Source organism: Streptomyces sp. NPDC052043, assembly GCF_044548235.1.
Classification (GTDB): Bacteria; Actinomycetota; Actinomycetes; order Streptomycetales; family Streptomycetaceae; genus Streptomyces.
The window spans coordinates 1-25,227 of the sequence record NZ_JBIUBT010000024.1 but is presented as its reverse complement, the minus strand read 5'-3'; the positions used below and the strand labels follow the sequence as shown (position 1 = coordinate 25,227).

The window sequence follows — 25,227 nt, the reverse complement described above, 5'->3', positions numbered from 1 at the left end:
ATGAGCGTCCGTCAGGTCCGGCCGAACCCGGGGTCAGCGGTCGGCCACGCGCATCTCGAACCATGTCGTCTTGCCCCGCGGCAGCAGGTCGACCCCCCAGCGGTCGGACAGCTGGTCGACGAGGAACAGGCCGCGCCCGCTGATGTCCAGTTCCTGCACGGGCATCAGGCAGGGCAGCCCCCGGGAGGGGTCGCGGACCTCGACGCGGAGCCAGCCGCGGCGGCGGCGCATCCGCAGCCCGAAGATGCGGGCGCCGGTGTGCCGCACCGCGTTTCCCACCAGTTCGGAGACGAGCAGGACGGTGTCCTCGGTCAGTTTCGGGGACAGCCCCCACTGGCGCAGGACGACGACCTGGGCGAGCCTGCGGGCGGTGGCGGCGGATTCGGGGCGGGACGGCAGCGGAACCTCCGACTCCGTCGGGTTGCCGTACAACTCCAGTGCCTTGAGCGCCCGTTCGTCCTCGACCGCGGGCGACCAGCGCGCCGCGGCCGCACGTGACTGCCCCCGCGGCTGTTCGATGCCTTCCAGCCCGGCCATGCCCCCATCATGGCCGTCCGCGGCCCCCCGCGGGGCGGTTCCCGCGGAATACGCCCCCCGGGTGTCCTCTGCGCACGGGATTCGAACGGCATATGCCGATGGCACTTCGGGCTCGTCGGCGGCCCCGTTGACCTGGGCGGACGGATCGGTTGGAGGCAATCGACCGGCTCCCTCGGCACGGCGGGCTCACGGCTGCGTCAAGGCTGCCACAAACCGCCCGCCGAGGGGCCCGGAATCAGACGTCGCGTCAATTGCAAGAGGGCGGGCGGGGATTCACAGGAACTTCGCCTTGCCGGGGCCCTCCTCGACGAAGCTGCGCATCCCGCGCTCGCGGTCCTCCGTGGCGAACAGGCCCGCGAACCAGTTGCGCTCGATGGTGAGTCCGGTCTCGAGGTCCGTCTCCAGGCCGGCGTCGATCGACTCCTTGGCCGCGCGCAGCGCGATGGCCGGTCCCTGGGCCAGCCGCGCGGCCCAGGCGTGCGCGGCCTCGTAGACCTCGGCGGCCGGGACCACGCGGTCCACCAGGCCGATCGTGAGGGCCTCGTCGGCCTTGACCTGACGGCCCGTGAAGATGAGGTCCTTGGCCTTGGAGGGGCCGATCAGCCGGGACAGCCGCTGGGTGCCGCCCGCGCCGGGGATGAGGCCGAGCAGGATCTCCGGCTGGCCGAGCTTGGCGTTGTCGGCGGCGATCCGGTAGTCCGCGCAGAGCGCGAGCTCGCAACCGCCGCCCAGCGCGTAGCCCGTGACGGCGGCGACCACCGGCTTGGGGATGCGGGCCACGGCGGTGAAGGAGTCCTGCAGGGCACGGGCCCGCACGACCATCGCCGCGTGGTCCATCACCTGCATCTCCTTGATGTCCGCGCCGGCCGCGAACACCTTCTCCCCGCCGTAGATCACCACGGCGCGCACGTCCTCGCGGCGGGTGGCCTCCTCGGCGAGCTCCCTGATCCGGTCCTGCGTCGCGACGTCGAGCGCGTTCATGGGCGGGCGGTCCAGGCGCAGCGTGCCGACGCCCTCGGCGACTTCCAGAGATACGGTCATGAGTGCAGGTTAACGTCCACTAACGGCGAACCGCCCGGTGCGGTCCCTCACACCGGGCGGTGCCGTCGTGCTGCCGTCGGGGACGGTCAGGCCTTCCACTCGTCCCAGGACATGTTCCATCCGTTCATCCCGTTGTCCGGGGCGACGGTACGGTCCTGGGAGTTCTTCACGACGACCACGTCGCCGACGATCGAGCGGTTGAAGAACCAGGCGGCCGGCACCCCGCTGTCGTAGCCGCCGCGCACGTCGCGCAGGCCGACGCAGCCGTGGCTGGCGTTGTAGTTGCCGAAGGCGCCGCCGCCCCAGTAGTTGCCGTGGATGAAGGTGCCGGAGTTGGTCAGGCGCATGGCGTGCGGGACGTCCTTGATGTCGTACTCGCCGCCGAAGCCGACCGTCTCACCGTTCATCCGGGTGACCGTGAGCTTCTCGGTGATGACCATCTGGCCGTTCCAGGTGGCGGTGCCCGGCGCTCCCGCGGTGATGGGGATGGTCCTGATGACCTTGCCCTCCCGCATGACCTTCATGGTGTGCTTCTTGGCGTCGACCACCGAGACCTGGTTGCGGCCGATGGTGAAGGAGACGGTCTTGGTCTGCTTGCCGTAGACGCCGGCGCGGCCCTCGACACCGTCGAAGTTGAGCTTGACGGTGACCTTGGTGCCGGCCTTCCAGTAGTGCTCGGGCCGGAAGTCGAGGCGGTCGTTGCCGAACCAGTGGCCGGCGACCTCGACGGCCGGCTCGGTCGTGATCTCGATCGCCTTCTCGACGGCCTTCGGGGCCGTGATGCCCCGGGTGAAGCGGAGGGAGAACGGCATTCCGACGCCCACGGTGGAGCCGTCCTCGGGCGTGAAGTAGCCGACGAAGGTGTTCTGCGGCGTCAGTGTGGTGAAGCTGGAGTCCTCGGCCGCCTCACGGCCCGCGGCGTCCTTGGCGACGGCGTGCACCGTGTACTTGGTGGAGGCGGCGAGGTGGATGTCCGGGGTCCACGAGGAGCCGTCGGCGGCTATCTGCCCGGATATCGCGGTGCCCTTGGCGTCCTTGACGACGACCTGGGTGAGCTTGCCCTTGCTCGCACCGACCTTGAGGGCGCCGCTCGTGTCGACGGCCTTCGCGCCGTTCTCGGGCGCGATGGTCACGACCGCCTGCGACTGCTCACTGCGCACCGTGTCGACGTCCTTGTCCTTCCCCCCACGGGACGACGGGTCGTGGGCGCCGCCTCCGCCGCACGCGGTGACGGCGAGGAGCAGCACCCCGGAGGCCAGCGCCAGCAGCCCCTTGCTCCCCCGCCGTTTCCGCGCACCCACCGATGCCCCCGAAATCGGCCGCACGTTCACTTGTTCTCCCCTCCCCGGGCCGGAACAGGCCCGCGCCCCAGCGCGCCGTACGCGCTCTGGCGCATAGTAACCACAAGGTCAGGAGCGAGCTGTCAGGCGATTGTCACTGTTCCGTCCCAAGTTCGACGGCTCCCCGCAAACGCCGCCCCTCACCCCTCGGCTCCGCCCCCACCCGGTCGTCCGACCGCGTCCGGGAAACGTGAGTGCGAGGCAAGCTCTGGGCAGAACAGGGGGGAGGACCGCGCGACGGGGAGCCGTGACCGGGGGTCAGCCGCAGGGGAGCGGGCCGGAGGCGGACACGAGCCGGAAGAGCCGCACAGAGCCGCACAGCCGAACAAGAGGGGCCGCCCTGGTGTCCAGCGCAGCCGAGCAGGAGGCGGTGGCGGGCGGGCGCGCCACCGAGGAGGGGCGGCCGGCCGCCGCCGTGAACGGCGCGGACCGGGCCGCGCCGCGCCCCGGCGTGCCCGTGTGGCCGGGTGCGCCGACGCCGCTGGGCGCCCGTTTCCGGGCCGGTCCTGACGGGGCGTCGGGCACCGGCTTCGCGCTGTGGGCGGGCGGGGCGGAGGCGGTCGAACTGTGCCTGTTCGACGGTCCGGGCCCGGACGCGGAGGAGACGAGGGTCCCGCTGACCGAGCTGACCCACGAGACCTGGCACGGTTTCGTGCCCGGGATCCTGCCGGGGCAGCGCTACGGCTACCGGGTGCACGGCCGCTGGGACCCGTGGACGGGCGCCCGCTGGAACCCGGCGAAGCTGCTGCTCGACCCGTACGCGCGCGCCGTGGACGGTGAGTTCCGGCTGCCGCCCGAGGTCTACGGGCACGTCCGCGACTGGCCGGACCAGCAGGTCGCGGACACCGTGCGCGACGAGCGGGACTCGGCGCCGTACGTGCCCAAGGGCGTCGTGGTCCACGACGACGACGACTGGTCCGACGACCGCCGCCCCGGCACGCCGTGGGCGGACTCGGTGATCTACGAGCTGCATGTGCGCGGCTTCACCAGGCTGCACCCGGGGATCCCCGAGGATTTGCGGGGGACGTACGCCGGTCTCGCCCACCCGGCGGCGATCGAGCACCTGGTGAGGCTGGGCGTGACCGCGGTGGAGCTGCTGCCGGTGCACCAGTTCGCGCACGAGGACCACCTGCTGCGCCGCGGCCTGCGCAACCACTGGGGCTACAACTCGATCGGCTACTTCGCCCCGCACGCCGGCTACGCCTCCTCCGGCACCGCGGGCCCGCAGGTGGGCGAGTTCAAGCGGATGGTGCGCGCGCTGCACGCGGCCGGGATCGAGGTGATCCTCGACGTGGTCTACAACCACACGGCGGAGGCGGGCGAGTACGGCCCGACCCTGTCCCTGAAGGGCGTCGACAACCAGCGCTACTACCGCCTCCAGACGGACGCCCGCAGGTACGCGGACTACACCGGCTGCGGCAACACCCTGCACGTGGTCCAGCCGAACGTGCTGCGCCTGATCACCGACTCGCTGCGGTACTGGGTGACGGAGATGGGCGTGGACGGCTTCCGCTTCGACCTCGCCGCCGCGCTGGCCCGCGCCATGCACGACGTCGACATGCTCTCGCCGTTCCTCGCGGTGATCGCCCAGGACCCGGTGCTGCGCCGGGTCAAGCTGATCGCCGAGCCGTGGGACGTCGGCTCGGGCGGCTACCAGGTGGGGGCCTTCCCGCCGCTGTGGACGGAGTGGAACGACCGCTACCGCGACACGGTGCGGGACTTCTGGCGGCACGCACTGCCGGACGTGCGGGAGATGGGCTACCGGCTGTCCGGCTCCAGCGACCTGTACGCCTGGGGCGGCCGACGCCCCTACGCCTCCGTCAACTTCGTCACCTCGCACGACGGTTTCACCCTGCGCGACCTGGTGTCCTACGAACGCAAGCACAACGAGGCCAACGGCGAGGACAACCGGGACGGCACGGACGACAACCGCTCCTGGAACTGCGGCGTCGAGGGCGAGACCGACGACGAGCGGGTGCGGGCGCTGCGGCGCAGGCAACTGCGCAACCTCGTGACCACCCTGCTGCTCTCGACGGGTGTGCCGATGCTGGTCGCGGGCGACGAACTGGGACGCACCCAGGGCGGCAACAACAACGCCTACTGCCAGGACAACGAGACCGGTTGGCTGGACTGGAGCCTGCTCGAGGACCCCGGCTGGCGGGAGATGTGCCGGCTGACCGCCCGTCTGATCGCGCTCCGCCACCGGCATCCGGTGCTGCGCCGCCGTGCGTTCTTCTCGGGCCGCGCGCACTCGGCCGACGGCCTGCGGGACCTGGCCTGGTTCACCGCACGCGGCACGGAGATGACGGAGCGGGACTGGTACGCGCACGCGGCCACCCTGGGGATGTACCTGTCCGGCCGCGACATCCCGGGCCGCGACGAGCGCGGTGACCCGATCGTCGACGACAGCTTCCTGGCGGTGCTGCACGCCGGGGACCGCCCGGTGGGCTTCGTCCTGCCGGGGCCGCCGTGGGCGCGGCGGTACGAGGTGGTCGTGGACACCTCGCGGGAGGAGCAGGCCCGGGCGCCGGGCACGGCGCACGTCTCGGGCGCCGCGATCACGGTGCCGGCGAGGTCCGTGCTGCTGCTCGAGGTCGTGGAGTAGACGGACTCAGCCGAGGATGCCCCGGTCGTAGGCGACCGCGACCGCCGCCGCCCGGTCCTTGACGCCGAGCTTGGCGTACAGGTGGGTGAGGTGGGTCTTCACGGTGGCCTCGCTGATGAACAGCTCGCGGGCGATCTCCCGGTTGGAGGTGCCCCTGGCGACCAGGGCCAGCACCTCGCGCTCGCGGGCCGAGAGCGGCTCGTTGCCGGGCGCGGGCGCGCGGACGGCGGAGACCAGCCGGGAGGCCACGGCCGGGGAGAGGACCGTACGGCCCTCCGCGGCGGCGCGGACGGCGGTGAACAGCTCCTCGCGCGGGGCGTCCTTGAGCAGGTAGCCGGTCGCGCCCGCCTCGATCGCGGGCAGGGTGTCGGAGTCGGTGTCGTACGTGGTCAGCACGAGCACCTTGGCGCGGGCGCGGCGGCGGGTCAGCTCGCGGATGGCGTCCACGCCGGAGCCGCCCGGCATGCGCAGGTCCATCAGGATCACGTCCGGGTCGAGCGCGGCGGCCATACGGACCGCCTCGACGCCGTTCGGCGCCTCGCCGAGGACGGTGAATCCGGGCGCGGACTCGAACATGCCGCGCAGGCCGTCGCGTACGACGGGATGGTCGTCGACGATCAGCAGGGATATCACGGCGTCATCGGTCATGGCGCACCAACGGTACGCGAGCCGAGACGGCCGTGCCGTGCCCGGGCTCGGACTCGACCGTGAGGGTGCCGGCGATGCGTTGGGCGCGGGCGCGCATGCCGTCCAGGCCGAAGCCGCCGGCACGGGTGCGGGCGGGGACGGCGAGCGGGTCGAAGCCGTGGCCGTCGTCGCGGATGTCGAGCACGACCTCGTCGCCCATGAAGGACAGGGTGACGCCGACGCGGGAGGCACCGGCGTGCCGGGCGGCGTTGGAGAGGGCCTCCTCGGTGATCCGCAGCAGGGTGGCCGCGACCTCGTCGTGCAGGTGCTCGGCGGTGCCGGTGACGGTGAAGTCGGCCCGGGCACCGGTGCGTTCGCCCCACTCGGCGACCGTCCGCTTGAGCGCCTCGGGCAGGCCGTTGCCGTCGAGGGCCACGGGGGCGAGGTTGTGCACGGAGCGGCGGGCCTCGCCCAGGCTGTGCCGGGCGAGGCCGAGGGCGCGGTCGACGTGCTCGCGGGCCACGGTCCCGTCCGGTGTGCCGGCGACGACGTGGAGCTGGGCGATGATGCCGGTCAGGCCCTGGGCGAGGGTGTCGTGGATCTCGGCGGCCAGCCGGCGGCGCTCGTCGGCGACCCCGGCCTCGCGGGCCTGCACGAGGAGTTGCGCGTGCAGGGCGGCGTTCTCGTCGAGGGCCTGCTGCAACGCCGCGTTGGTGCGCCCCAGTTCGGCGATGGTCTCGGCCTGGACGCGGGCCCTGGCGTCCTCGAGGCCGGCGAGGTGGGCGAACAGCGCCAGCAGCATGACGTTCACGGCGAGGATCGCCCCGAACATGGCCCAGGCCACGTGGTCGTGCGGGGGCAGCCCGCCCGCCTGGGAGCCGGCGACCGTCACGGCGGAGGCGAACAGGCCGGCCTTGCGCAGCCGTTGCGGCAGCAGCCGGTCGACGTAGAAGTAGCCGATGACGGCGTAGAAGGCGAAGAACGTGTTCAGCCAGGTCAGGGTGAAGGCGAGCGCCCAGCGCAGGACGTAGTAGCCGGCGCTCGCCCGGGACGGGGCGGGGCCGCGGCGCGAGGCCCGTGTCCACCACGTCTCCAGGGCGTACGCCGCGACGACCAGGCCGGCGGCCGCGTACCGCTTGCCGCCGGTCGTGCCGACCACGTCGGCCGACGCCGAGGCGACCAGGGTGGCGACGGTCAGCAGCGCGACCGGCCCCCAGCGGTGGAACATCGCCCACCGCTGTTCGACCACCTCGATGACGTCCATCCCCGCGGCGTGATGACAGGAGCCGCGCACGTCGTTGCTCACTCCCAGCGGAACCAGCGTGAGGCCGCCGCGGTCAGCAGCACCGCCCACCCCGCCGTCACCCCCAGGTGGGACCAGCCCGGCCAGTGGCCCGCCGCGGCCTGGTTCAGGGCCTGCGCGGCGGCGCCGAACGGGGTGTAGCCGACGATCCGGGCGAGCACGTCCGGCATGGCCTGCACGGGCAGCCACACGCCCGCGCAGAACATCATCGGGAAGAGCGCCGCGGACCCGACCGCGCCCGCGATCCTCGTGGTGCGGGACAGCGCGGAGACCACCGCGCCCAGCGCGAGCGCGGCGAACACGGCCAGCAGCAGGGCGACGAGGTAGCCGAAGGGCTGCCTCGGCAGGGTCACGTCGAAGGCGAGCCGGCCGACGGTGAGCGCCAGCAGCGCCGAGACCAGGGCCGCGCCGCCGAACACCACCATGTGCGCGGCCAGCAGGGCGGCGGGCCGGACCGGGGTGGTGGACATCCGGCGCAGGATGCCGCGTTCGCGATAGCCGGTGAGGACCTGCGGCAGGCCCTGTACACCGCTGACGATCAGCCCGAGCAGCACCGCGATCGGCACGTAGGCGTCGATGGGGCGCAGCCCCCCGAAGGACTGGTCGGCCTCCCGGAAGGACGGGATGGAGCCCAGGATCACCAGCAGCAGGACGGGGAACAGCAGGATCCAGAAGATCGCCCCGGGCTCACGGCCGAACAGGCGGATCTCGGCGCGCAGGACGGCCGGGTTGACCAGGGTGTTGCTCATGCCTCGACCTCCGTCAGGTCCAGGTAGGCGTCGTCGAGCGTGGCGTCGGTGACGCGGAGTTGGTGGGCGGTGATGTGGTGGCGGGCGAGCAGCGTGATGACGGCGTTGACGGTCCTGTCGGTCCCGGAGAGGGTGATCCGGCCGTCCTTGTGCGCCACGGAGGCGAGTTCGGGCAGCCCGTTCAGATCGTCCTCGTCCAGCGGTTCGGACGGGGTGAAGCTGATGACGGTGGCGCCCGCCGAGCGCCGGATCAGGCCCTCCGGGGTGTCCAGGGCGGCGATCCGTCCCCGGTCGATGACGGCGATCCGGTCGCACAGCCGCTGGGCCTCCTCCATGAAGTGGGTGACCAGGAGGATGGTGACACCGCGGGCCCTGACGTCCTCGATGAGCTGCCAGGTGTCGCGGCGGGCGCGCGGGTCGAGCCCGGTGGTCAGCTCGTCGAGCACGACGATCCGGGGGTTGCCGATGAGGGCGAGCGCGATGAACAGCCGCTGCTTCTGGCCGCCGGAGAGCTTGGCGAATCGGGTGGTGAGCTTCTCCTCCAGGCCGAGGCGTTCGGCAAGGGGCCCCCAGTCGACCGGATCCGGGTAGAAGGACGCGTACAGCTGAAGCGCCTCGCGGACGGTGAGCTTGGTCTGCAACTCGCTCTGCTGGAGCTGGGCACCGAGCACGCGGGCGACCTGTTCGTGGTCCGCGACGGGGTCGAGGCCGGTGACGCGGACGCGGCCCGCGTCGGGGACGCGCAGGCCCTCGACGCACTCGACGGTGGTGGTCTTGCCGGCGCCGTTCGGGCCGAGGATGCCGAAGATCTCGCCCTCCTCGACGGCGAAGGAGACGCCGTCGACGACGGCCCGGCCGCCGTAGGACTTGCGCAGTTCGCTGACTTCGATGACGGACATGCGACCAGGATCCCGGTGGACGGGGCCCGCGTACATCGCCCGGCGCGCTCGATGCCGCATCAGCCGATCGGTTGACGCGGCCCTACGACCGGACCGGTCCCCTTCCGGTTCCCGCGGTCGAACACGCAGGTCGTAGGACCAGCGGCGGAGCCCGGTCCGGCCAAAACTCGGTGGGCGATGTCGGCGCGGGTCCGTAGGCTCGCCCCTGATGCCCACGACACCTGACACCCCCGAGGACCGTACCGACCGCTCCGGTCCGGCAGGCCGTTCGGCCGTCCGCACCCTGCTGCGCCTGTGGCCGTACGTACGGCCCGTCCGCGTACGGCTGTTCACCGCCGCGTTCATCGCGATCGTCGCCTCCTGCGTGGGGCTGGTGATCCCGCTCGTCCTGAAGTGGATGGTGGACGGGCCGATCGCCGAGCGGGATCCGCGCGGCGTGTGGCTCGGCGCGCTGTACCTGCTGCTGCTCGGGGTCGGGGAGGCGCTGCTGTTCGGGCTGCGGCGGTGGCTGGTGGCGCGGCCGCTGTCGAACGTCGAGGCGGAGATGCGGGCGGACCTGTACGGGCGTCTGCAACGGCTGCCGGTGGCCTTCCACGACCGGTGGGCGTCCGGGCAGTTGCTGTCCCGGGGCACGACGGACCTGATGCTGGTACGCATGTTCCTTGCCTTCCCGTTGACGTTCCTACTGGTCAACGGGGTCACGATCCTCGTGGGCGTGGTCATCATGCTGCTGCAGGACTGGACGCTGGGCCTGGTGATGCTGGCGCCCGCCGTGCCGCTGGTCGCCTTCAGCGCGGTCTTCGAGAAGCGGTACGCGCACGTGGCACGGCTGGCGCAGGACCAGGTGGGGGACCTGACGACGGTGGTCGAGGAGAGCGTGCTCGGCATCCGCGTCATCAAGGGGTTCGGCCGGCACCGCAGTCAGGCGCGGGCGTTCCGGGACCTGTCGCGGACCCTGCGCGGCACGGAGTTGCACAAGGCCCGTCTGCTGGCGGCCATCTGGGCGGTCATCATGACCCTGCCGGAGGTGGCCATCGGGGCCACCCTGGTGGTGGGCGCGGTGCAGGTCGCCTCGGGCGGTCTCTCGGCGGGGACGCTGGTCGCCTTCCTGTCCACGGCACTCGCCCTGCGCTGGCCGGTGGAGTCGATCGGCTTCCTGCTGGCGATGAGTCAGGAGGCGGCCACGGCGACCGAGCGGTACTTCGAAGTGATGGACGAGGAAGACGAGGAGGCAGGGTCCGGGGAGCCGGCGACGCGCGGCCCGGAGCTGCCCGACCCGGCGCACGCGGGGCTCCGCTTCGACGGCGTCCGTTTCCGCTACCCCGACGCCCCGCCCGGCTCCCCGCCCCTCCTGGACCGTGTCGACCTGCACATCCGCCCCGGTGAGTCGATGGCCCTGGTCGGTGCGACCGGAAGCGGCAAGACGACCCTGACGGCGCTCGTCCCCCGCCTCCACGAGGTGACGTCGGGGCGGATCACGCTGGACGGCGAGGACATCACCGCGTTGTCCCGCGAGGAGTTGCGCACGAGGGTCGCGGTGGCCTTCGAGGAGCCGACCCTGTTCTCGGCGAGCGTCGGCGACAACGTCCTGATGGGCGCCGACGGCAGCGCCGGGGACGCCGAACTGGACCGCGCGCTGTCCGTCGCCCAGGCCGGCTTCGCGCACGCCCTCCCCCAGGGCACCGCGACCCAGGTGGGCGAGCAGGGCCTCAGCCTCTCCGGCGGCCAGCGGCAGCGCCTCGCGCTGGCCCGTGCGGTCGTCGGGCAGCCCCGGTTCCTGATCCTGGACGACCCGCTGTCCGCCCTGGACGTGCACACCGAGGCGGCCGTGGAGGCGGCCCTGCGCCAGGTGCTGGCCGACACCACCGCGCTGATCGTGGCGCACCGCCCCTCCACGGTCCTGCTGGCCGACCGGGTCGCCCTGCTCTCCGGCGGCCGGATCGCCGCCGTGGGCACCCACCACGAACTGCTGCGCACCAACACCGAGTACGCCCACCTGATGTCGGGCGGACACTCGCCGCACGAGGAGGACGCCGAGCGATGACGGCCCCCACGAAACCCGTCCCGGCCACCGGGGACGAGCAGGACCCGCCGCGCCCCGAGGACACCGGCGACCCCTTCGACCGCGACGTCCTGCCCACCCCGCCGGGCGCCACCGCGACCCTGCTGCGCTCCCTGCTCGCGCCCATGAAGGCCCGGGTCGCCGGCACCACGCTCCTGCTGCTGCTCCAGCAGCTGGCCGTCCAGGCGGGCCCGCTCCTCGTGGCGTACGCGATCGACACCGCCGTACCGGCGTTCCGCGACCACGACCGCGGCCCGCTGGTCGCGGTGGCGGTCGGCTATCTGCTGTGCGCGCTCGCCTCCGGTGGACTCCAGTGGGCCTTCATCGTCGCCTCGGCCCGGGTCAACCAGGACGTGCTGCTGGATCTGCGCGGCCGGATCTTCCGCCAGGGGCAGGCGCTCAGCGTCGACTTCCACGAGCGTTACACCTCGGGCCGGCTGATCTCCCGCTCCACCACGGACGTGGAGTCGCTGCGCGAGCTGCTCAGCGAGGGGCTCCAGGAACTCGTCACGGTCGTGCTGTCCTTCATCTGCATCTCGGCGATGCTGCTGTGGCTGGACCTGGGGCTCGGCGCGGTGGCGGTGGCGTCGTTCGTGCCGCTGCACCTGCTGATCCGGGCGTACCGGCGGCGCGCGGGGCGGGTGTTCCAGGAGCGGTCGACCGCGATCGCCGCGGTGATCGTGAAGTTCGTGGAGACGATGAACGGCATCCGGCCGGTGCGCGCGTTCCGCCGCGAGGCCGCCAACGACGCCGGCTTCCGCGTCCTGAACCGGCGCCACGAGCGCATCAACGGCGACGCCCTGCTGGAGATGGCCCGCTATGTCGTCGGCTCCCGGCTGGTGGCCAACACGGCGGTCGCGGCGATCGTGCTGTGGGGCGCCTACCGGGTGGCGGACGGCTCGCTGGAGCTGGGGGTGCTGGCGGCGGCGGTGCTGTACCTGCGCCGGCTGTACGACCCGATCGACCGGCTCGGCATGTTCCTCAACTCGTACGAGTCGGCGGCCGCGTCGCTGGAGAAGATCGCGGGTTTGCTGACGCAGACGCCGTCCGTGCCCGAGTCGCCGGCGCCCCGGCCGCTCCCGGCGCCGAGGCCGGACCTGCCGGGCCGCGAGGTGGTCTTCGACGGGGTCGGCTTCGGCTACCGCACGGGCGGCGAGGTGCTGCCCCGCTTCGAGCTGGTCGTCCCGGCCGGGCAGACCGTCGCCGTGGTCGGCTCCACCGGCGCGGGCAAGTCCACCCTGGCCAAGCTGCTGGCCCGCTTCTACGACCCCACCGCCGGGCGGGTGCTGCTCGACGGGGTGGACCTGCGCGACCTCGCGGTGAGCGAACTGCGGCGCGGGGTGGTCATGGTGACGCAGGAGGCCTTCCTGTTCTCCGGCACGGTCGCGGAGAACATCGCGATCGGCCGCCCGGACGCCACCCGCGAGGAGATCGAGCAGGCGGCGAAGGCGATCGGCGCGCACGACTTCATCAGCGCCCTGCCCGACGGCTACGACACGGACGTACGCAAGCGGGGCGGCCGCATCTCCGCGGGCCAGCGGCAACTGGTCTCCTTCGCACGGGCGTTGCTCGCCGACCCGGCGGTGCTCATTCTCGACGAGGCGACCAGCTCCCTGGACATCCCGGGCGAGCGGGCGGTGCAGACGGCGATGACCACGGTGCTGCGGGGACGTACGGCGGTGGTGATCGCCCACCGGCTGTCCACCGTGGAGATCGCCGACCGGGTGCTGGTGATGGAACACGGGCGCATCGTCGAGGACGGCAGCCCGGACCAGTTGATCGCGGGCACCGGGCGGTTCTCGGAGCTGCACCGGGCCTGGCGGGAGAGCCTTGCATGAGCGAACGGGGGATCCGGCGCGGATGATCGACGCATACGAGGACCCCGGCGACGCCGACCGCCGCAGCGGCCCGCGCTACCTGTGGTGGCTGGTCACCCGGCAGCCGGGGCGGTCCGTCGCCGGGGCGGTGTTCGGCAGCATCTGGATGGTGCTGCTGGCGGCGACGCCCTATCTGATGGCCAAGGCGATCGACGAGGGTCTGGAGCCCGGCGACATGGGCGCGCTGGCCGGGTGGACGACGCTGCTGTTCCTGGTGGGCGCGTTCAACGCCTGGCTGAGCATCATGCGGCACCGCACGATGACCCGGGTGCGGATGGACGCCAACTTCCGCACGGTGAAGGTGGTCGTCCGGCAGGCGGTACGGCTGGGTGCCACGCTGCCCGCCCAGGTCGGGGCCGGGGAGGTAGTGACGATCGGGGTGGGCGACGTGCAGACGATCAGCCAGTCCCTGACGGTCGTCGGACCGGGCGTCGGCGCGGTCGTCGCCTACCTGGTGGTCGCGGGGCTGCTGCTCACGCTGTCGGTACCGCTGGCCGTGGTGGTGCTGGTCGGGGTGCCGCTGCTCGGCGTGATCGTCGGGCCGCTGCTCGGGCGGCTCCAGGGGACGGAGACGGAGTACCGCGAGCGTCAGGGCGTGCTGACCGCGCGGATCGGCGACCTGGCGGGCGGGCTGCGCGTCCTCAACGGCCTCGGCGGCAAGTCGCTGTTCGCCGACGCCTTCCGCCGGGACTCGCAGGGGCTGCGCGCCCAGGGGTATCGGGTCGGGGCGGTGACCAGCTGGATCCAGGCGCTCGGGGTGGGGCTGCCGACGCTGTTCCTCGCCGTGGTGACCTGGCTGGCGGCCCGGATGGCCGCCCAGGGCGCCATCAGCATCGGTGAGTTGGTGTCGGTGTACGGGTATGTCGCGGTGCTGGCCGGGTGGCCGGTGGCCTTCCTGATCGAGGGCAGCTACCAGCTCAGCAGGGGCGTGGTCGCCGCCCGGCGCGTCGTGCGGCTGCTGCGGCTGGAGCCCGCGCCGGACGCCGGCACGGCGGACGCGCCGGCCGAGCCGTCGCCGTTGCACGATCCGGAGTCGGGGGTGCGGGTGCTGCCCGGGCGGCTGACCGCGCTGGCCGCGGCGCGGCCCGCCGACGCCTCCGCCGTCGTCGACCGCCTGGGCCGGTACGCGCCCTCCGAGGCCACCTGGGGCGGCGTGCGCCTGGACAGGATCGCCCTGCCGCGGGTCCGCGAGCGGATCCTGGTCGCCGACCACGAGGCGGACCTGTTCGCCGGGACACTGCGGCACCTGGTCGGCGGCTGCCGGGAGCCGGGCGACATCGACGAGGCGGAGATCGCGCGGGCCGTGCGCACGGCGGCGGCCGACGACATCGTGCAGGGCCTGCCGGAAGGGCTCGACTCGGCGATCGACGCGCAGGGACGCAACCTCTCCGGCGGCCAGCGCCAACGCGTACGGCTGGTGCGGGCGCTGCTGGCCGACCCGGAGGTGCTGCTCGCCGTGGAGCCCACCTCCGCGCTGGACGCGCACACCGAGGCGACGGTGGCGGACCGGCTGCGGGCGGCCCGCGAGGGCCGTACCACCGTGGTGACGACCACCTCCCCGCTCGTCCTGGACCGCGCGGACGTGGTGCACTTCCTGGTCGACGGCAAGGTCACGGCCACCGGAAGCCACCAGCGGCTGCTGGCGGAGGAGGCCGGCTACCGGGCGCTGGTGGCACGGGACGCCTCCTCGGACGCGGCCGAGGAGGTCGTGCGATGACGAGCCGTCACCTGCCGGTCGCCGAACCCGCCGAGGTGCGTCGCGCCGCCCTGCGGCTGGTGCGGGCCGACGCGCGGGCCTTCGCCGGTGTCCTGGCGCTGAACGCGGCGGCGGCCGCGGCGGGGCTGGCCGGGCCGTGGCTGCTCGGGCGCATCGTGGACGCGGTGCGGGCCGGGGGCGGCGTCGGTGCCGTGGACCGGATGGCACTGGGCATCCTGCTGTGCTCGCTGGCGCAGCTTCTGCTGGTGCGCTGGGCGCGGTACGTGGGGCACCGGTTCGGCGAGCGGACGCTGGCCCGGGTGCGCGAGGAGTTCGTGGACCGGGCGCTGGCGCTGCCCGCGTCCGTGGTGGAGCGGGCCGGCACCGGCGACCTGACGGCGCGCGGCACGGCCGACGTGGCCACCGCCGGCACCACCCTGCGCGATGCCGGGCCCGAGCTGCTCATCAGCACCGTGCAGGCGCTGTTCGTGCTCGGCGCGGTCTTCGTGCTCGACCCGTTGCTCGGCGCTGTGGGCGTCGTGTGCCTGGTGCCCGTCTGGTTCGCCCTGCGCTGGTACCTGCGCCGGGCGCGGGCCGGTTACCTCGCCGAGGGCGCGGCCACCTCCGAGGTCGCCGAAATCCTCGCGGCGACGGCGGCGGGCTCGCGCACGGTCGAGGCGTTCCGGCTGGCGAAGGTGCGGACCGCCGCCAGCCGCGAGGCGCTGGAGACGTCCCGGCGCACCCGGTTCCACACGCTGTACCTGCGCACGGTGTTCTTCCCCGTGGTGGAAGTGTCCTACGTGCTGCCCGTTGCCGGAGTGCTCCTGGTCGGCGGGGTGCTGTACGCGCACGGGACGGTGAGCCTGGGCGCGGTGGTGGCGGCCGCGCTGTATCTGCGCCAGTTCAGCCAGCCGCTCGACGAGATCCTGATGCGGGTCGAGCAACTGCAGAACAGCGGTGCCTCCTTCGCCCGGGTGGAGGGGCTCGCCCGGGCCCTGGGGCCCGCGCCGAAGGGTGACGGTCCGGCACCGGCGGACGACCGCATCGACGTGACCGGGGCGCGCTATGCCTACGAGCGCGGCGGCGAGGTGCTGCGCGGGGTCGACCTGACGGTGCGGCCCGGGGAGCGGCTCGCCGTGGTCGGGCCGTCCGGCGCGGGCAAGACCACGCTGAGCAGGCTGCTGGCCGGCGTCGACGCGCCGACCGCGGGCTCGGTCACGGTGGGCGGGGTGCCCGTCGCCGGTCTGGAACCGGAGCGGCTGCGCCGCCAGGTCGTCCTGGTCACCCAGGAGCACCACGTGTTCCTCGGCACGGTCCGGGACAACCTGCGGATCGCCGAACCCGCCGCCGACGACGAGCGGTTGTGGTCGGCCCTGGCGGCCGTGGGGGCCGACATCTGGGTGCGGGACCTGCCGGAGGGCCTGGACACCGGGCTGGGTGCGGCCGGTCACCGCACCGACGGCTCACAGGCCCAGCAACTCGCCCTCGCCCGCGTGGTGCTGGCCGACCCGCACACCCTGATCCTGGACGAGGCCACGGCGTTGCTCGACCCGGCCACGGCCCGCCACACCGAGCGGGCCCTCGCCGCCGTCCTCCAGGGCCGGACCGTCATCGCCATCGCCCACCGCCTCCACACCGCCCATGACGCCGACCGGGTGGCCGTCATGGAGGACGGCCACCTGACCGAACTGGGCACCCATGACGACCTGGTCGCCTCCGGCGGGGCGTACGCGGCGCTGTGGCACACCTGGCACGGGAACGGCGTGACGCCGCCGGGTGGGGGCGGCGGCGCGGTCGCGTAGCGGCCACCACGGCTCGCCCGGTCGCGACAGGCCGCACAACCTTCGGGTTTCGGTCGACATCGGGCCTTCCCGGCGTGGTGGCCCGCGTACCGATCCGGCCGCCCCGATGGCTGAAAACCGCCCCTGTCCCGGCCCACCCCGGGCCCGGGACCTCGGGCACCGCTCCGTTGCCCACACGGCCTGCTGAGGCCCATTCAGGACGCCGCACCGTTTACCGGACATCCATTTTTCGGCCAACATCACTTCGGGGCGCTGACATGTACGCGTCCGCGGTGCCACTCTTCCTCCACCCGCCGCACGAGCACAGCACCCCCACCCCCGATCCGGGTCGGCAGCCCCACGCCCTTCCGGATCACCCCCACATAAGGAGCTTGTGTGACTCCCCGCTACGCGCGTCACAAGCGCATCACTCTGGCCGTCGCCACCGCTGTCGCCGCCGGAGCCCTCCTCAGCACCGGTCTGACCACCAGTGCCTCGGCCCAGACCACGGCCGAATCCACCGGCGCGGCCCACCTCGCCGCCGCCCCCACCTTCCTGACCTCCGCGGCCCGCACCTCCCTGATCGAGCAGGCGCAGACCGACTCCTCCGAGACCGCCCAGGAGATAGGCCTCGGCGTCAAGGAGAAGCTGGTCGCCCGAGACGTCGTCCAGGACGCCGACGGCACCCTGCACACCCGCTACGAGCGCACCTACGCCGGTCTGCCCGTCCTCGGCGGCGACCTGATCGTCCACACCTCCAAGGCCGGCAAGACCGAGGGCGTGACCAGAGCGAACAAGGCGACCATCAAGGTCGCCACGCTCACCCCGAAGGTCGCCACGGCCAAGGCCGAGAAGCAGGCGGTGACCCTGGCCCAGGCCGCCGGCTCGGAGAAGACCACCGCCGACCAGGCCCCGCGCAAGGTCATCTGGGCGGGCGACGGCACGCCGGTCCTCGCCTACGAGACCGTCGTCGGCGGCTTCCAGGACGACGGCACCCCGAACCAGCTGCACGTCATCACCGACGCGGCCACCGGCAAGAAGCTCTTCGAGTACCAGGGCATCGAGACCGGCACCGGCAAGACCCTGTACTCGGGCACGGTGACCCTCAGCACCACCCTGTCGGGCTCGACGTACCAGCTGTACGACACCACCCGCGGCGGTCACAAGACGAACAACCTGGCCGGGGGGACCTCCGGCACCGGCACCCTGTTCACCAACACCACCGACGTGTGGGGCACCGGCACCGCCTCCAGCTCCGTCAACGACCAGACGGCGGCCGCGGACGCCGCCTACGGTGCCCAGATGACCTGGGACTTCTACAAGAGCACCTTCGGCCGCAACGGCATCAAGAACAACGGCGCGGCCGCCTACTCCCGGGTCCACTACGGCAACAACTACGTCAACGCCTTCTGGGACGACAGCTGCTTCTGCATGACCTACGGCGACGGCTCGGGCAACGTCCACCCGCTGACCTCGCTCGACGTCGCCGGCCACGAGATGAGCCACGGCGTCACCGCCAACACCGCCCGCCTCAACTACTCGGGCGAGTCCGGCGGCCTGAACGAGGCCACCTCCGACATCTTCGGCACCGGTGTGGAGTTCTACGCCCACACCGCGCAGAACCCGGGCAACTACCTGATCGGGGAGCAGCTCAACCTCAACGGCAACGGCACTCCGCTGCGCTACATGGACAAGCCCAGCAAGGACGGCGCCTCCGCCGACTACTGGTCCTCCACCGTGGGCAACAAGGACGTGCACTACTCCTCCGGTGTCGCGAACCACTTCTTCTACCTCCTCTCGGAGGGCAGCGGCGCCAAGACGATCAACGGCGTCAGCTACAACTCGCCGACGTACAGCGGCTCCGCGGTCAGCGGCATCGGTCGGGCCAAGGCGCTGCAGATCTGGTACAAGGCGCTGACCACGTACATGACGTCGACCACCAACTACAAGGCCGCCCGCACGGCGACCCTGAACGCGGCGACGGCGCTGTACGGCTCCGGCAGCGCCGAGTACAACGCGGTCGCGGCGGCCTGGAGCGCGGTCAACGTGACCTGACCTCCGGCCCGTTGAACGGGGGCGGCCCCCGGGAGGACATCCCTCCCGGGGGCCGCCCTACGCTTGGGTGGCATGTCGACGGCACATTTCACCTACGAGGAGGTCGGCGCGACCCGCGAGCAGGGTCACTGCCCGCCCGGCTTCCACCCTCTGCACGTGCGCACCCGCATAGGCGAGGGCACGGAGGTCTTCCACCGGGCCTCCGAGGCCGTGATGACGTGGGAGATGCACCGCGCCCTCGGCGTCGGCATCGAGGCGAGCGCCGACCGGGCCGCGCCCGGCGTCGACGTCACCGTCAGCCTCGCCGGCCTGGTCAGGGCCCCCTGCCAGGTGGTCTGGACGGCCCAGGAGCACCGCCGCGCCGGCTGGGCCTACGGCACCCTGCCCGGACATCCGGAGTGCGGTGAGGAGGCCTTCCTGGTCGACCGCACGGGCGACGGCACCGTCTGGCTCACGGTCACCGCGTTCAGCCGCCCCGCCAAGTGGTACGCCCGGGCGGCCGGCCCGGCCACCCGCGGTTTCCAACACGCCTACGCCCGCCGCTGCGGCACCGTCCTGCGCAAGCTGTGCGCCGACATCCCGCAGCCCTGACCCGGCACCCCGCACCCCGCCCAGCCCGGCAGCGCGCGGCGAACCCCGACCGTCAGCGCAGGAGTACGCCTGCCTTTTCGGTGGGGTTCTCCGGCGGGGTGGTCAGAAGGCCCAGCTCCGCGGGTGAGGCGAGCAGGCGGTGGGCCGGGAGGATGCGGACCGTGTAGCCGTAGGGGCCGGTGCGGTCCAGGGACAGGGGGCCCTCGTAGGCCCAGCGGCCGTCGGAGTCGGGGGCGCCCGCGGGCTTCAGCGGGACGGCCGTGGCGTCGGTGATGCGGTCCTCCTCGTCCACCCGGCCGGAGACGGCCTGCACCTCCACGTCGTCCGGGCCGAGACCGCCGAGGCCCACCCGCACCCGCAGGCCGAGGGTGGCACCGAGTTCGGCGGTGGCCGTACTGGCCGACGTCTCCACGTGGTCGACGGTCACCTCGTGCCACGCCGCACGCACCCGCGCCTTCCACGCCGCCAGCTCACGCGCCGTGTCCGGGCCGAGGGCGCGGTGGGCCTGCGCGGCGGGAGCGTACAGCCGCTCCACGTACTCGCGGACCATGCGCCCCGCCAGCACCTTCGGGCCGAGCAGGGACAGGGTCCGGCGGACCATCTCGATCCACCGCTCGGGCAGCCCGCCCCGGCCGCGCTCGTAGAAGCGGGGCGCCACCCGCTGCTCCAGCAGGTCGTAGAGCGCGGCGGCCTCGACGTCGTCGCGGTGGTCCGGGTCGTCCCCCATGGCCGAACGCATGGGGGTACCCCCGTCCGCGGTCGGGATGGCCCAGCCGAAGTCCGGCTGGAACCACTCGTCCCACCAGCCGTCCAGCACGGACAGGTTCAGACAGCCGTTGAGCGCGGCCTTCATCCCGGACGTCCCGCACGCCTCCAGCGGCCGCAGCGGGTTGTTCAGCCAGACGTCGCAGCCGTGGTAGAGCTTCTGCGCCATCGCCATGCCGTAGTCCGGCAGGAAGACGATCCGGTGGCGCACCCGCGGGTCGTCGGCGAAGCGGACCAGCTCCTGGATGAGCCGTTTGCCGCCGTCGTCCGCCGGATGCGCCTTGCCCGCGACCACGATCTGCACCGGCCGCTCGGGGTGCAGCAGCAGGTCCATCAGCCGGTCCCGGTCACGCAGCATCAGCGTCAGCCGCTTGTACGACGGGACCCGGCGCGCGAAGCCGATCGTCAGCACCTCCGGGTCGAGGACGCCGTCGATCCAGCCCAGCTCGGCGGTCCCGGCGCCGCGCTGCCGCCAGGAGGCCCGCAGCCGGTCCCGCACCTCCGTCACCAGCTGCTCGCGCAGTTCGCGGCGCAGCTCCCAGACATCCTGGTCGGGAATGTCGGCGACGGCGTCCCAGCGTTCGGAGCCGCCCACACTCAGCGCGTCCTCGGTGCGCTGGGCGCCGACCCGCCGGGCACCGAGCCGGAACACCTCGGGGGCCACCCAGGTCGGGGCGTGCACCCCGTTGGTCACCGAGGTGATCGGCACCTCCTCGGGGTCGAATCCCGGCCACAGTCCGGCGAACATCTCCCGGCTGACCCTCCCGTGCAGCAGCGAGACGCCGTTGGCCCGCTGGGCCAGCCTCAGGCCCATCACCGCCATGTTGAACAGGTTCGGCTCGCCGCCCGGGTACGTCTCCATGCCCAGCCGCAGGATCCGCTCGACGTCGATGCGGGGCAGCTCGGCGTCGGGCCCGAAGTGGCGGGCGACCAGTTCCCGGTCGAAGCGGTCGATCCCGGCCGGGACGGGCGTGTGGGTGGTGAAGACGGTCCCCGCGCGCACCGCCTCCAGAGCGGCGTCGAAGTCCAGCCCCCGGTCGCGCAGCTCGGCGATGCGCTCCAGGCCGAGGAAGCCCGCGTGGCCCTCGTTGGTGTGGAACACCTCCGGTTCGGGGTGGCCGGTGAGGCGGCAGTACGTCCGCACCGCCCGCACCCCTCCTATGCCCAGCAGCATCTCCTGGAGGAGCCGGTGCTCGCTGCCCCCGCCGTAGAGCCGGTCGGTCACCCCGCGCTCGCCGAGGTCGTTCTCCTCGACGTCGGAGTCCAGCATCAGCAGCGGAATCCGGCCGACCTGGGCGATCCAGATCCGGGCGTGCAGGGCCTTGCCGCCGGGCAGCGCGAGCGAGACCCGCGCCGACGCGCCGTCGGACTCCTTCAACAGGGTGACGGGCAGCTCGTTGGGGTCCAGGACCGGGTAGTGCTCCTGCTGCCAGCCGTCCCGGGACAGGGTCTGCCGGAAGTAGCCGTGCCGGTACAGCAGCCCGACCCCGATCAGCGGTACGCCGAGGTCGCTGGCCGCCTTCAGATGGTCGCCGGCGAGGATGCCGAGGCCGCCGGAGTACTGCGGCAGCGCGGCCGTGACGCCGAACTCGGGCGAGAAGTAGGCGACCGCGGCGGGCAGGCCCTCGGACCGGGCCTGGTACCAGCGGTCACCGGTCACGTAGTCGTGCAGGTCGTCGGCGGCGGCGCTCAGCCGGCGCAGGAAGCGACGGTCGCCGGCCAGCTCGGTCAGCCGTCCCGCACGCACACTGCCGAGCAGGCGTACGGGGTCGCCGCCCGAGGAGGCCCAGCGCTCGGGATCGACGGACTGGAAGAGGTCACGGGTCTCGGCGTGCCAGGACCAGCGCAGGTTGCGGGCCAGCTCGCTGAGCGGGCGCAGCGGCTCGGGGAGAACGGGACGGACGGTGAACCGACGGATCGCCTTCACATGCCACCTCGGCGCGTTCGCTGGATGGACGCACTGCGCTGTGCGCCCCGTCACACAGCACCGTACCGGTCCTAGTGCGGGCACCGCTGGGTTCGGACACCGTCCGACATCGACCTGAACGGACCGGTTCGACCCCCGTGGCGTCCGTGTCCGGATGGGACCGGTCTTGTGTGTGGACATACGCGCGAGTAGTTAACAAAGTGGCGGATTGCTCACCCGAATAGGGTGGGAAGGCTCCCCCGGTACACCGACGACAGGACCCCGTAGAACTCCGCAGAACGTCGCAGGACCCGTAGAACACCGCAGGACCCGCAGAACCTCGCAGGACCCGCAGAACCTCGCAGGACCCGTAGAACACCGCAGGACCCACCTCCCCACACACATCCGCCCACACCCTCGTTGACGCGGACAGGAGCGGTCATGCCCGCCACGCACCACTCGGCAGCACCACGGAAAACCAGCAAGAGCGGCCCCGGCGCCGCGCGGCAGACCCCGTCGGCCCCGGATCGGTCCTCCGCGGGGGGTGCCACGGCCGTCGGCCGGATACCCGTCCTCGACGTCCGCCCGGTCGTCCAGCACGGCCGCAGGCCCGCCAAGGCGGTGACCGGAGAATCGTTCGAGATCTCGGCCACCGTCTTCCGCGAGGGTCACGACGCCGTGGCCGCGAACGTCGTCCTGCGCGATCCGGAGGGCCGGCCCGGCCCGTGGACGCCGATGCACGAGCCGAACCCCGGCACCGACCGCTGGGTCGCCACCGTGACCGCCGGCGACCCCGGCCACTGGACGTACACGGTCGAGGCCTGGTCGGATCCGGTCACCACCTGGCGGCACCACGCGCAGATCAAGATCCCCGCCGGTCTGGACACCGACCTGGTCCTGGAGGAGGGCGCGCGCCTGTACGAGCGCGCCGCCGCCTCAGTGCCCCGCGACGGCGGTGGCCGTGAGGTCGTCCTGGCCGCCGTGGCGGCGCTGCGGGACGAGAACCGGCCGGCCGCGGCCCGGCTGGCGGCGGCGCTGACGCCGGAGGTGGACGCGGTCCTCGCCCGGCACCCGCTGCGGGACCTGGTCACCGCCTCCGCACCACTCGGCCTGCTCGTCGAACGCGAGCGGGCCCTGTACGGGTCCTGGTACGAGTTCTTCCCCCGCTCCGAGGGCACCCCCGAGCAGCCGCACGGCACCTTCCGCACCGCCGCCCGCCGCCTGCCCGCGATCGCCGCGATGGGCTTCGACGTCGTCTACCTCCCCCCGATCCACCCCATCGGCACCACCTACCGCAAGGGCCGCAACAACTCCCTCGACGCCCACCCCGACGACGTCGGCGTGCCCTGGGCCATCGGCTCCCCCGAGGGCGGCCACGACACCGTCCACCCCGCCCTGGGCACGATCGACGACTTCGACCACTTCGTGGCCCACGCCGGCGAACTCGGCCTGGAGATCGCCCTCGACTTCGCTCTGCAGTGCTCCCCGGACCACCCCTGGGTGCACAAGCACCCCCAGTGGTTCCACCACCGCTCCGACGGCACCATCGCCTACGCCGAGAACCCGCCCAAGAAGTACCAGGACATCTACCCCCTGGCCTTCGACGCCGACCTGGACGGCCTGATCGACGAGACCCTGCGCGTGCTGCGGCACTGGATGGACCACGGCGTACGGATCTTCCGCGTCGACAACCCCCACACCAAACCGGTGATGTTCTGGGAACGCGTGATCGCCGCCGTCAACGCCACCGACCCCGACGTGATCTTCCTGGCGGAGGCGTTCACCCGGCCCGCGATGATGCACACCCTGGCCCAGATCGGCTTCCAGCAGTCCTACACCTACTTCACCTGGCGCACCACCAAGCAGGAACTCACCGAGTACCTCACCGAGCTGTCCGGCGAGGCGGCGGCCTGGATGCGGCCGAACCTCTTCGCCAACACCCCCGACATCCTGCACGCCTACCTCCAGGACGGCGGCCGTCCCGCGTTCGAGGTCCGCGCTGTCCTGGCCGCCACCCTCGCCCCCTCCTGGGGCATCTACAGCGGCTACGAACTGTGTGAGAACACCCCCGTGAAACCGGGCAGCGAGGAATACCTCGACTCGGAGAAGTACCAGATCAAGCCCCGTGACTGGGCGGCCGCCGCACGCGAGGGCCGCACCATCGCCCCCCTCATCACCCGCCTCAACGACATCCGCCGACGGAGTCCGGCCCTGCGGCAGCTGCGGGACCTGCACTTCCACCACGCCGACAAGGACGCGGTGATCGCCTACTCGAAGCGGAGCGGATCGAACACGGTTCTGGTGGTCGCCAACCTCGACCCCCACCACACCCAGGAGGCCACGGTCTCGTTGGACATGCCGCAACTCGGCCTGGACTGGCACGAGTCGGTGCCGGTGCGCGACGAGCTCACCGGCGAGACCTACCACTGGGGCAGGGCCAACTATGTGCGTCTCGAGCCGGGCCACCGGCCCGCGCACGTCCTCACCGTCCTGCGACCGTCCCCCTCGCAGATCGGAGGGTCACCCACAACATGATCGTCAATGAGCCCGTCCCGGACACGTTCGAGGACACTCCGGCCCAGGACCGGGACCCGGAGTGGTTCAAGCGTGCCGTGTTCTACGAGGTCCTCGTCCGCTCCTTCCAGGACAGCAACGGCGACGGCGTCGGTGACCTGAAGGGCCTGACCGCCAAACTCGACTATCTCCAGTGGCTCGGCGTCGACTGCCTGTGGCTGCCCCCGTTCTTCAAGTCCCCGCTCAAGGACGGCGGCTACGACGTGTCCGACTACGCCGCCGTGCTCCCCGAGTTCGGCGACCTGGCCGACTTCGTGGAGTTCGTCGACGCCGCCCACCAGCGCGGTATGCGCGTGATCATCGACTTCGTCATGAACCACACCAGCGACCAGCACCCGTGGTTCCAGGAGTCCCGCAAGGACCCCGACGGCCCCTACGGCGACTACTACGTGTGGGCCGACGACGACAAGCAGTACCAGGACGCGCGGATCATCTTCGTCGACACCGAGGCGTCCAACTGGACCTACGACCCGGTCCGCAAGCAGTACTACTGGCACCGGTTCTTCTCCCACCAGCCGGACCTCAACTACGAGAACCCGGCCGTCCAGGAGGAAATGATCTCCGCGCTGAGGTTCTGGCTGGACCTGGGCATCGACGGCTTCCGCCTCGACGCGGTGCCCTACCTGTACCAGCAGGAGGGCACCAACTGCGAGAACCTCCCGGCCACGCACGAGTTCCTGAAGCGGGTCCGCAAGGAGATCGACGCCCAGTACCCCGACAAGGCGCTGCTGGCGGAGGCGAACCAGTGGCCGGAGGACGTGGTCGACTACTTCGGCGACTACGCCGCCGGCGGCGACGAGTGCCACATGGCCTTCCACT

The 25,227-nt window shown here is 72.4% G+C and carries 17 protein-coding genes; 9 read left to right on the top strand and 8 right to left on the bottom strand.

Features of this window, described 5'->3' with window-relative positions; all coding sequences use genetic code 11:
- Positions 1-33: 33 nt before the first annotated feature.
- The 3 genes from ACIHCX_RS36955 to ACIHCX_RS36945 form a co-directional block, all read right to left on the bottom strand.
- Positions 34-537, bottom strand: a complete 504-nt coding sequence (locus ACIHCX_RS36955) for an ATP-binding protein (protein ID WP_400037580.1) — start codon at positions 535-537, stop codon at positions 34-36.
- Positions 538-810: 273 nt separating this feature from the next.
- A complete protein-coding gene (locus tag ACIHCX_RS36950) occupies positions 811-1,578 on the bottom strand; it encodes an enoyl-CoA hydratase/isomerase family protein (RefSeq protein ID WP_400037578.1) in 768 nt (255 codons plus the stop codon).
- Positions 1,579-1,664: 86 nt separating this feature from the next.
- On the bottom strand, positions 1,665-2,909 hold the full coding sequence (locus ACIHCX_RS36945; RefSeq protein WP_400037576.1) for an Ig-like domain-containing protein: 1,245 nt from the start codon (positions 2,907-2,909) through the stop codon (positions 1,665-1,667).
- 352 nt (positions 2,910-3,261) lie between these two features.
- Here ACIHCX_RS36945 and glgX point away from each other — a divergent pair, with 352 nt between their 5' ends.
- Positions 3,262-5,523, top strand: a complete 2,262-nt coding sequence (gene glgX, locus ACIHCX_RS36940) for a glycogen debranching protein GlgX (protein ID WP_400037574.1) — start codon at positions 3,262-3,264, stop codon at positions 5,521-5,523.
- A gap of 6 nt (positions 5,524-5,529) precedes the next feature.
- Here glgX and ACIHCX_RS36935 read toward each other — a convergent pair whose 3' ends face one another.
- From ACIHCX_RS36935 to ACIHCX_RS36920, 4 genes are read right to left on the bottom strand one after another with little or no spacing between them, the layout of a single operon-like run.
- Complete coding sequence (locus ACIHCX_RS36935) at positions 5,530-6,171, bottom strand: response regulator (RefSeq protein ID WP_400037572.1); 642 nt, start codon at positions 6,169-6,171, stop codon at positions 5,530-5,532.
- Positions 6,161-7,414, bottom strand: coding sequence for a sensor histidine kinase (locus tag ACIHCX_RS36930; RefSeq protein ID WP_400037570.1), 1,254 nt, complete (start codon positions 7,412-7,414; stop codon positions 6,161-6,163). The genes ACIHCX_RS36935 and ACIHCX_RS36930 overlap by 11 nt, the downstream gene beginning before the upstream one ends.
- A gap of 38 nt (positions 7,415-7,452) precedes the next feature.
- Entirely contained in the window at positions 7,453-8,202 is a 750-nt protein-coding gene (locus tag ACIHCX_RS36925) for an ABC transporter permease (RefSeq protein ID WP_400037568.1), read from the bottom strand.
- Positions 8,199-9,101 carry an ABC transporter ATP-binding protein gene (locus tag ACIHCX_RS36920; RefSeq protein WP_400037565.1) on the bottom strand — a complete coding sequence of 301 codons (903 nt, stop codon included), beginning with the start codon at positions 9,099-9,101 and terminating at the stop codon, positions 8,199-8,201. The genes ACIHCX_RS36925 and ACIHCX_RS36920 overlap by 4 nt, the downstream gene beginning before the upstream one ends.
- Positions 9,102-9,309: 208 nt before the next feature.
- Between ACIHCX_RS36920 and ACIHCX_RS36915 the strand changes: the two genes are divergently transcribed.
- From ACIHCX_RS36915 to ACIHCX_RS36890, 6 genes are all read left to right on the top strand, one after another.
- Positions 9,310-11,145 (top strand): ABC transporter ATP-binding protein, encoded by a 1,836-nt coding sequence (locus ACIHCX_RS36915; RefSeq protein ID WP_400037563.1) that lies wholly within the window; start codon positions 9,310-9,312, stop codon positions 11,143-11,145.
- Positions 11,142-13,001, top strand: coding sequence for an ABC transporter ATP-binding protein (locus tag ACIHCX_RS36910; protein WP_400037561.1), 1,860 nt, complete (start codon positions 11,142-11,144; stop codon positions 12,999-13,001). Before ACIHCX_RS36915 ends, ACIHCX_RS36910 begins: the two co-directional genes overlap by 4 nt.
- Positions 13,002-13,023: 22 nt before the next feature.
- Positions 13,024-14,757: an ABC transporter transmembrane domain-containing protein gene (locus ACIHCX_RS36905; RefSeq protein WP_400037559.1), complete on the top strand. Its 1,734-nt coding sequence runs from the start codon at positions 13,024-13,026 to the stop codon at positions 14,755-14,757.
- Positions 14,754-16,538 carry an ABC transporter ATP-binding protein gene (locus tag ACIHCX_RS36900; RefSeq protein WP_400037557.1) on the top strand — a complete coding sequence of 595 codons (1,785 nt, stop codon included), beginning with the start codon at positions 14,754-14,756 and terminating at the stop codon, positions 16,536-16,538. Before ACIHCX_RS36905 ends, ACIHCX_RS36900 begins: the two co-directional genes overlap by 4 nt.
- Positions 16,539-16,913: 375 nt before the next feature.
- A complete protein-coding gene (locus tag ACIHCX_RS36895; protein ID WP_400037554.1) occupies positions 16,914-18,572 on the top strand; it encodes a M4 family metallopeptidase in 1,659 nt (552 codons plus the stop codon).
- A 72-nt stretch (positions 18,573-18,644) separates the two neighbouring features.
- Entirely contained in the window at positions 18,645-19,163 is a 519-nt protein-coding gene (locus tag ACIHCX_RS36890; RefSeq protein WP_400037552.1) for a DUF1990 family protein, read from the top strand.
- Between the two features lie 52 nt (positions 19,164-19,215).
- Here ACIHCX_RS36890 and ACIHCX_RS36885 read toward each other — a convergent pair whose 3' ends face one another.
- The gene (locus ACIHCX_RS36885) at positions 19,216-21,855 is read right to left on the bottom strand and encodes a glycosyltransferase family 1 protein (RefSeq protein WP_400037550.1); all 2,640 of its coding nucleotides are present in this window, start codon (positions 21,853-21,855) and stop codon (positions 19,216-19,218) included.
- A 420-nt stretch (positions 21,856-22,275) separates the two neighbouring features.
- Between ACIHCX_RS36885 and ACIHCX_RS36880 the strand changes: the two genes are divergently transcribed.
- Entirely contained in the window at positions 22,276-24,369 is a 2,094-nt protein-coding gene (locus ACIHCX_RS36880; protein WP_400037548.1) for an alpha-1,4-glucan--maltose-1-phosphate maltosyltransferase, read from the top strand.
- Positions 24,366-25,227, top strand: an 862-nt coding sequence (locus ACIHCX_RS36875) for an alpha-amylase family glycosyl hydrolase (protein WP_400037546.1), incomplete at its 3' end; no start/stop codon positions are given. The genes ACIHCX_RS36880 and ACIHCX_RS36875, both read left to right, overlap by 4 nt.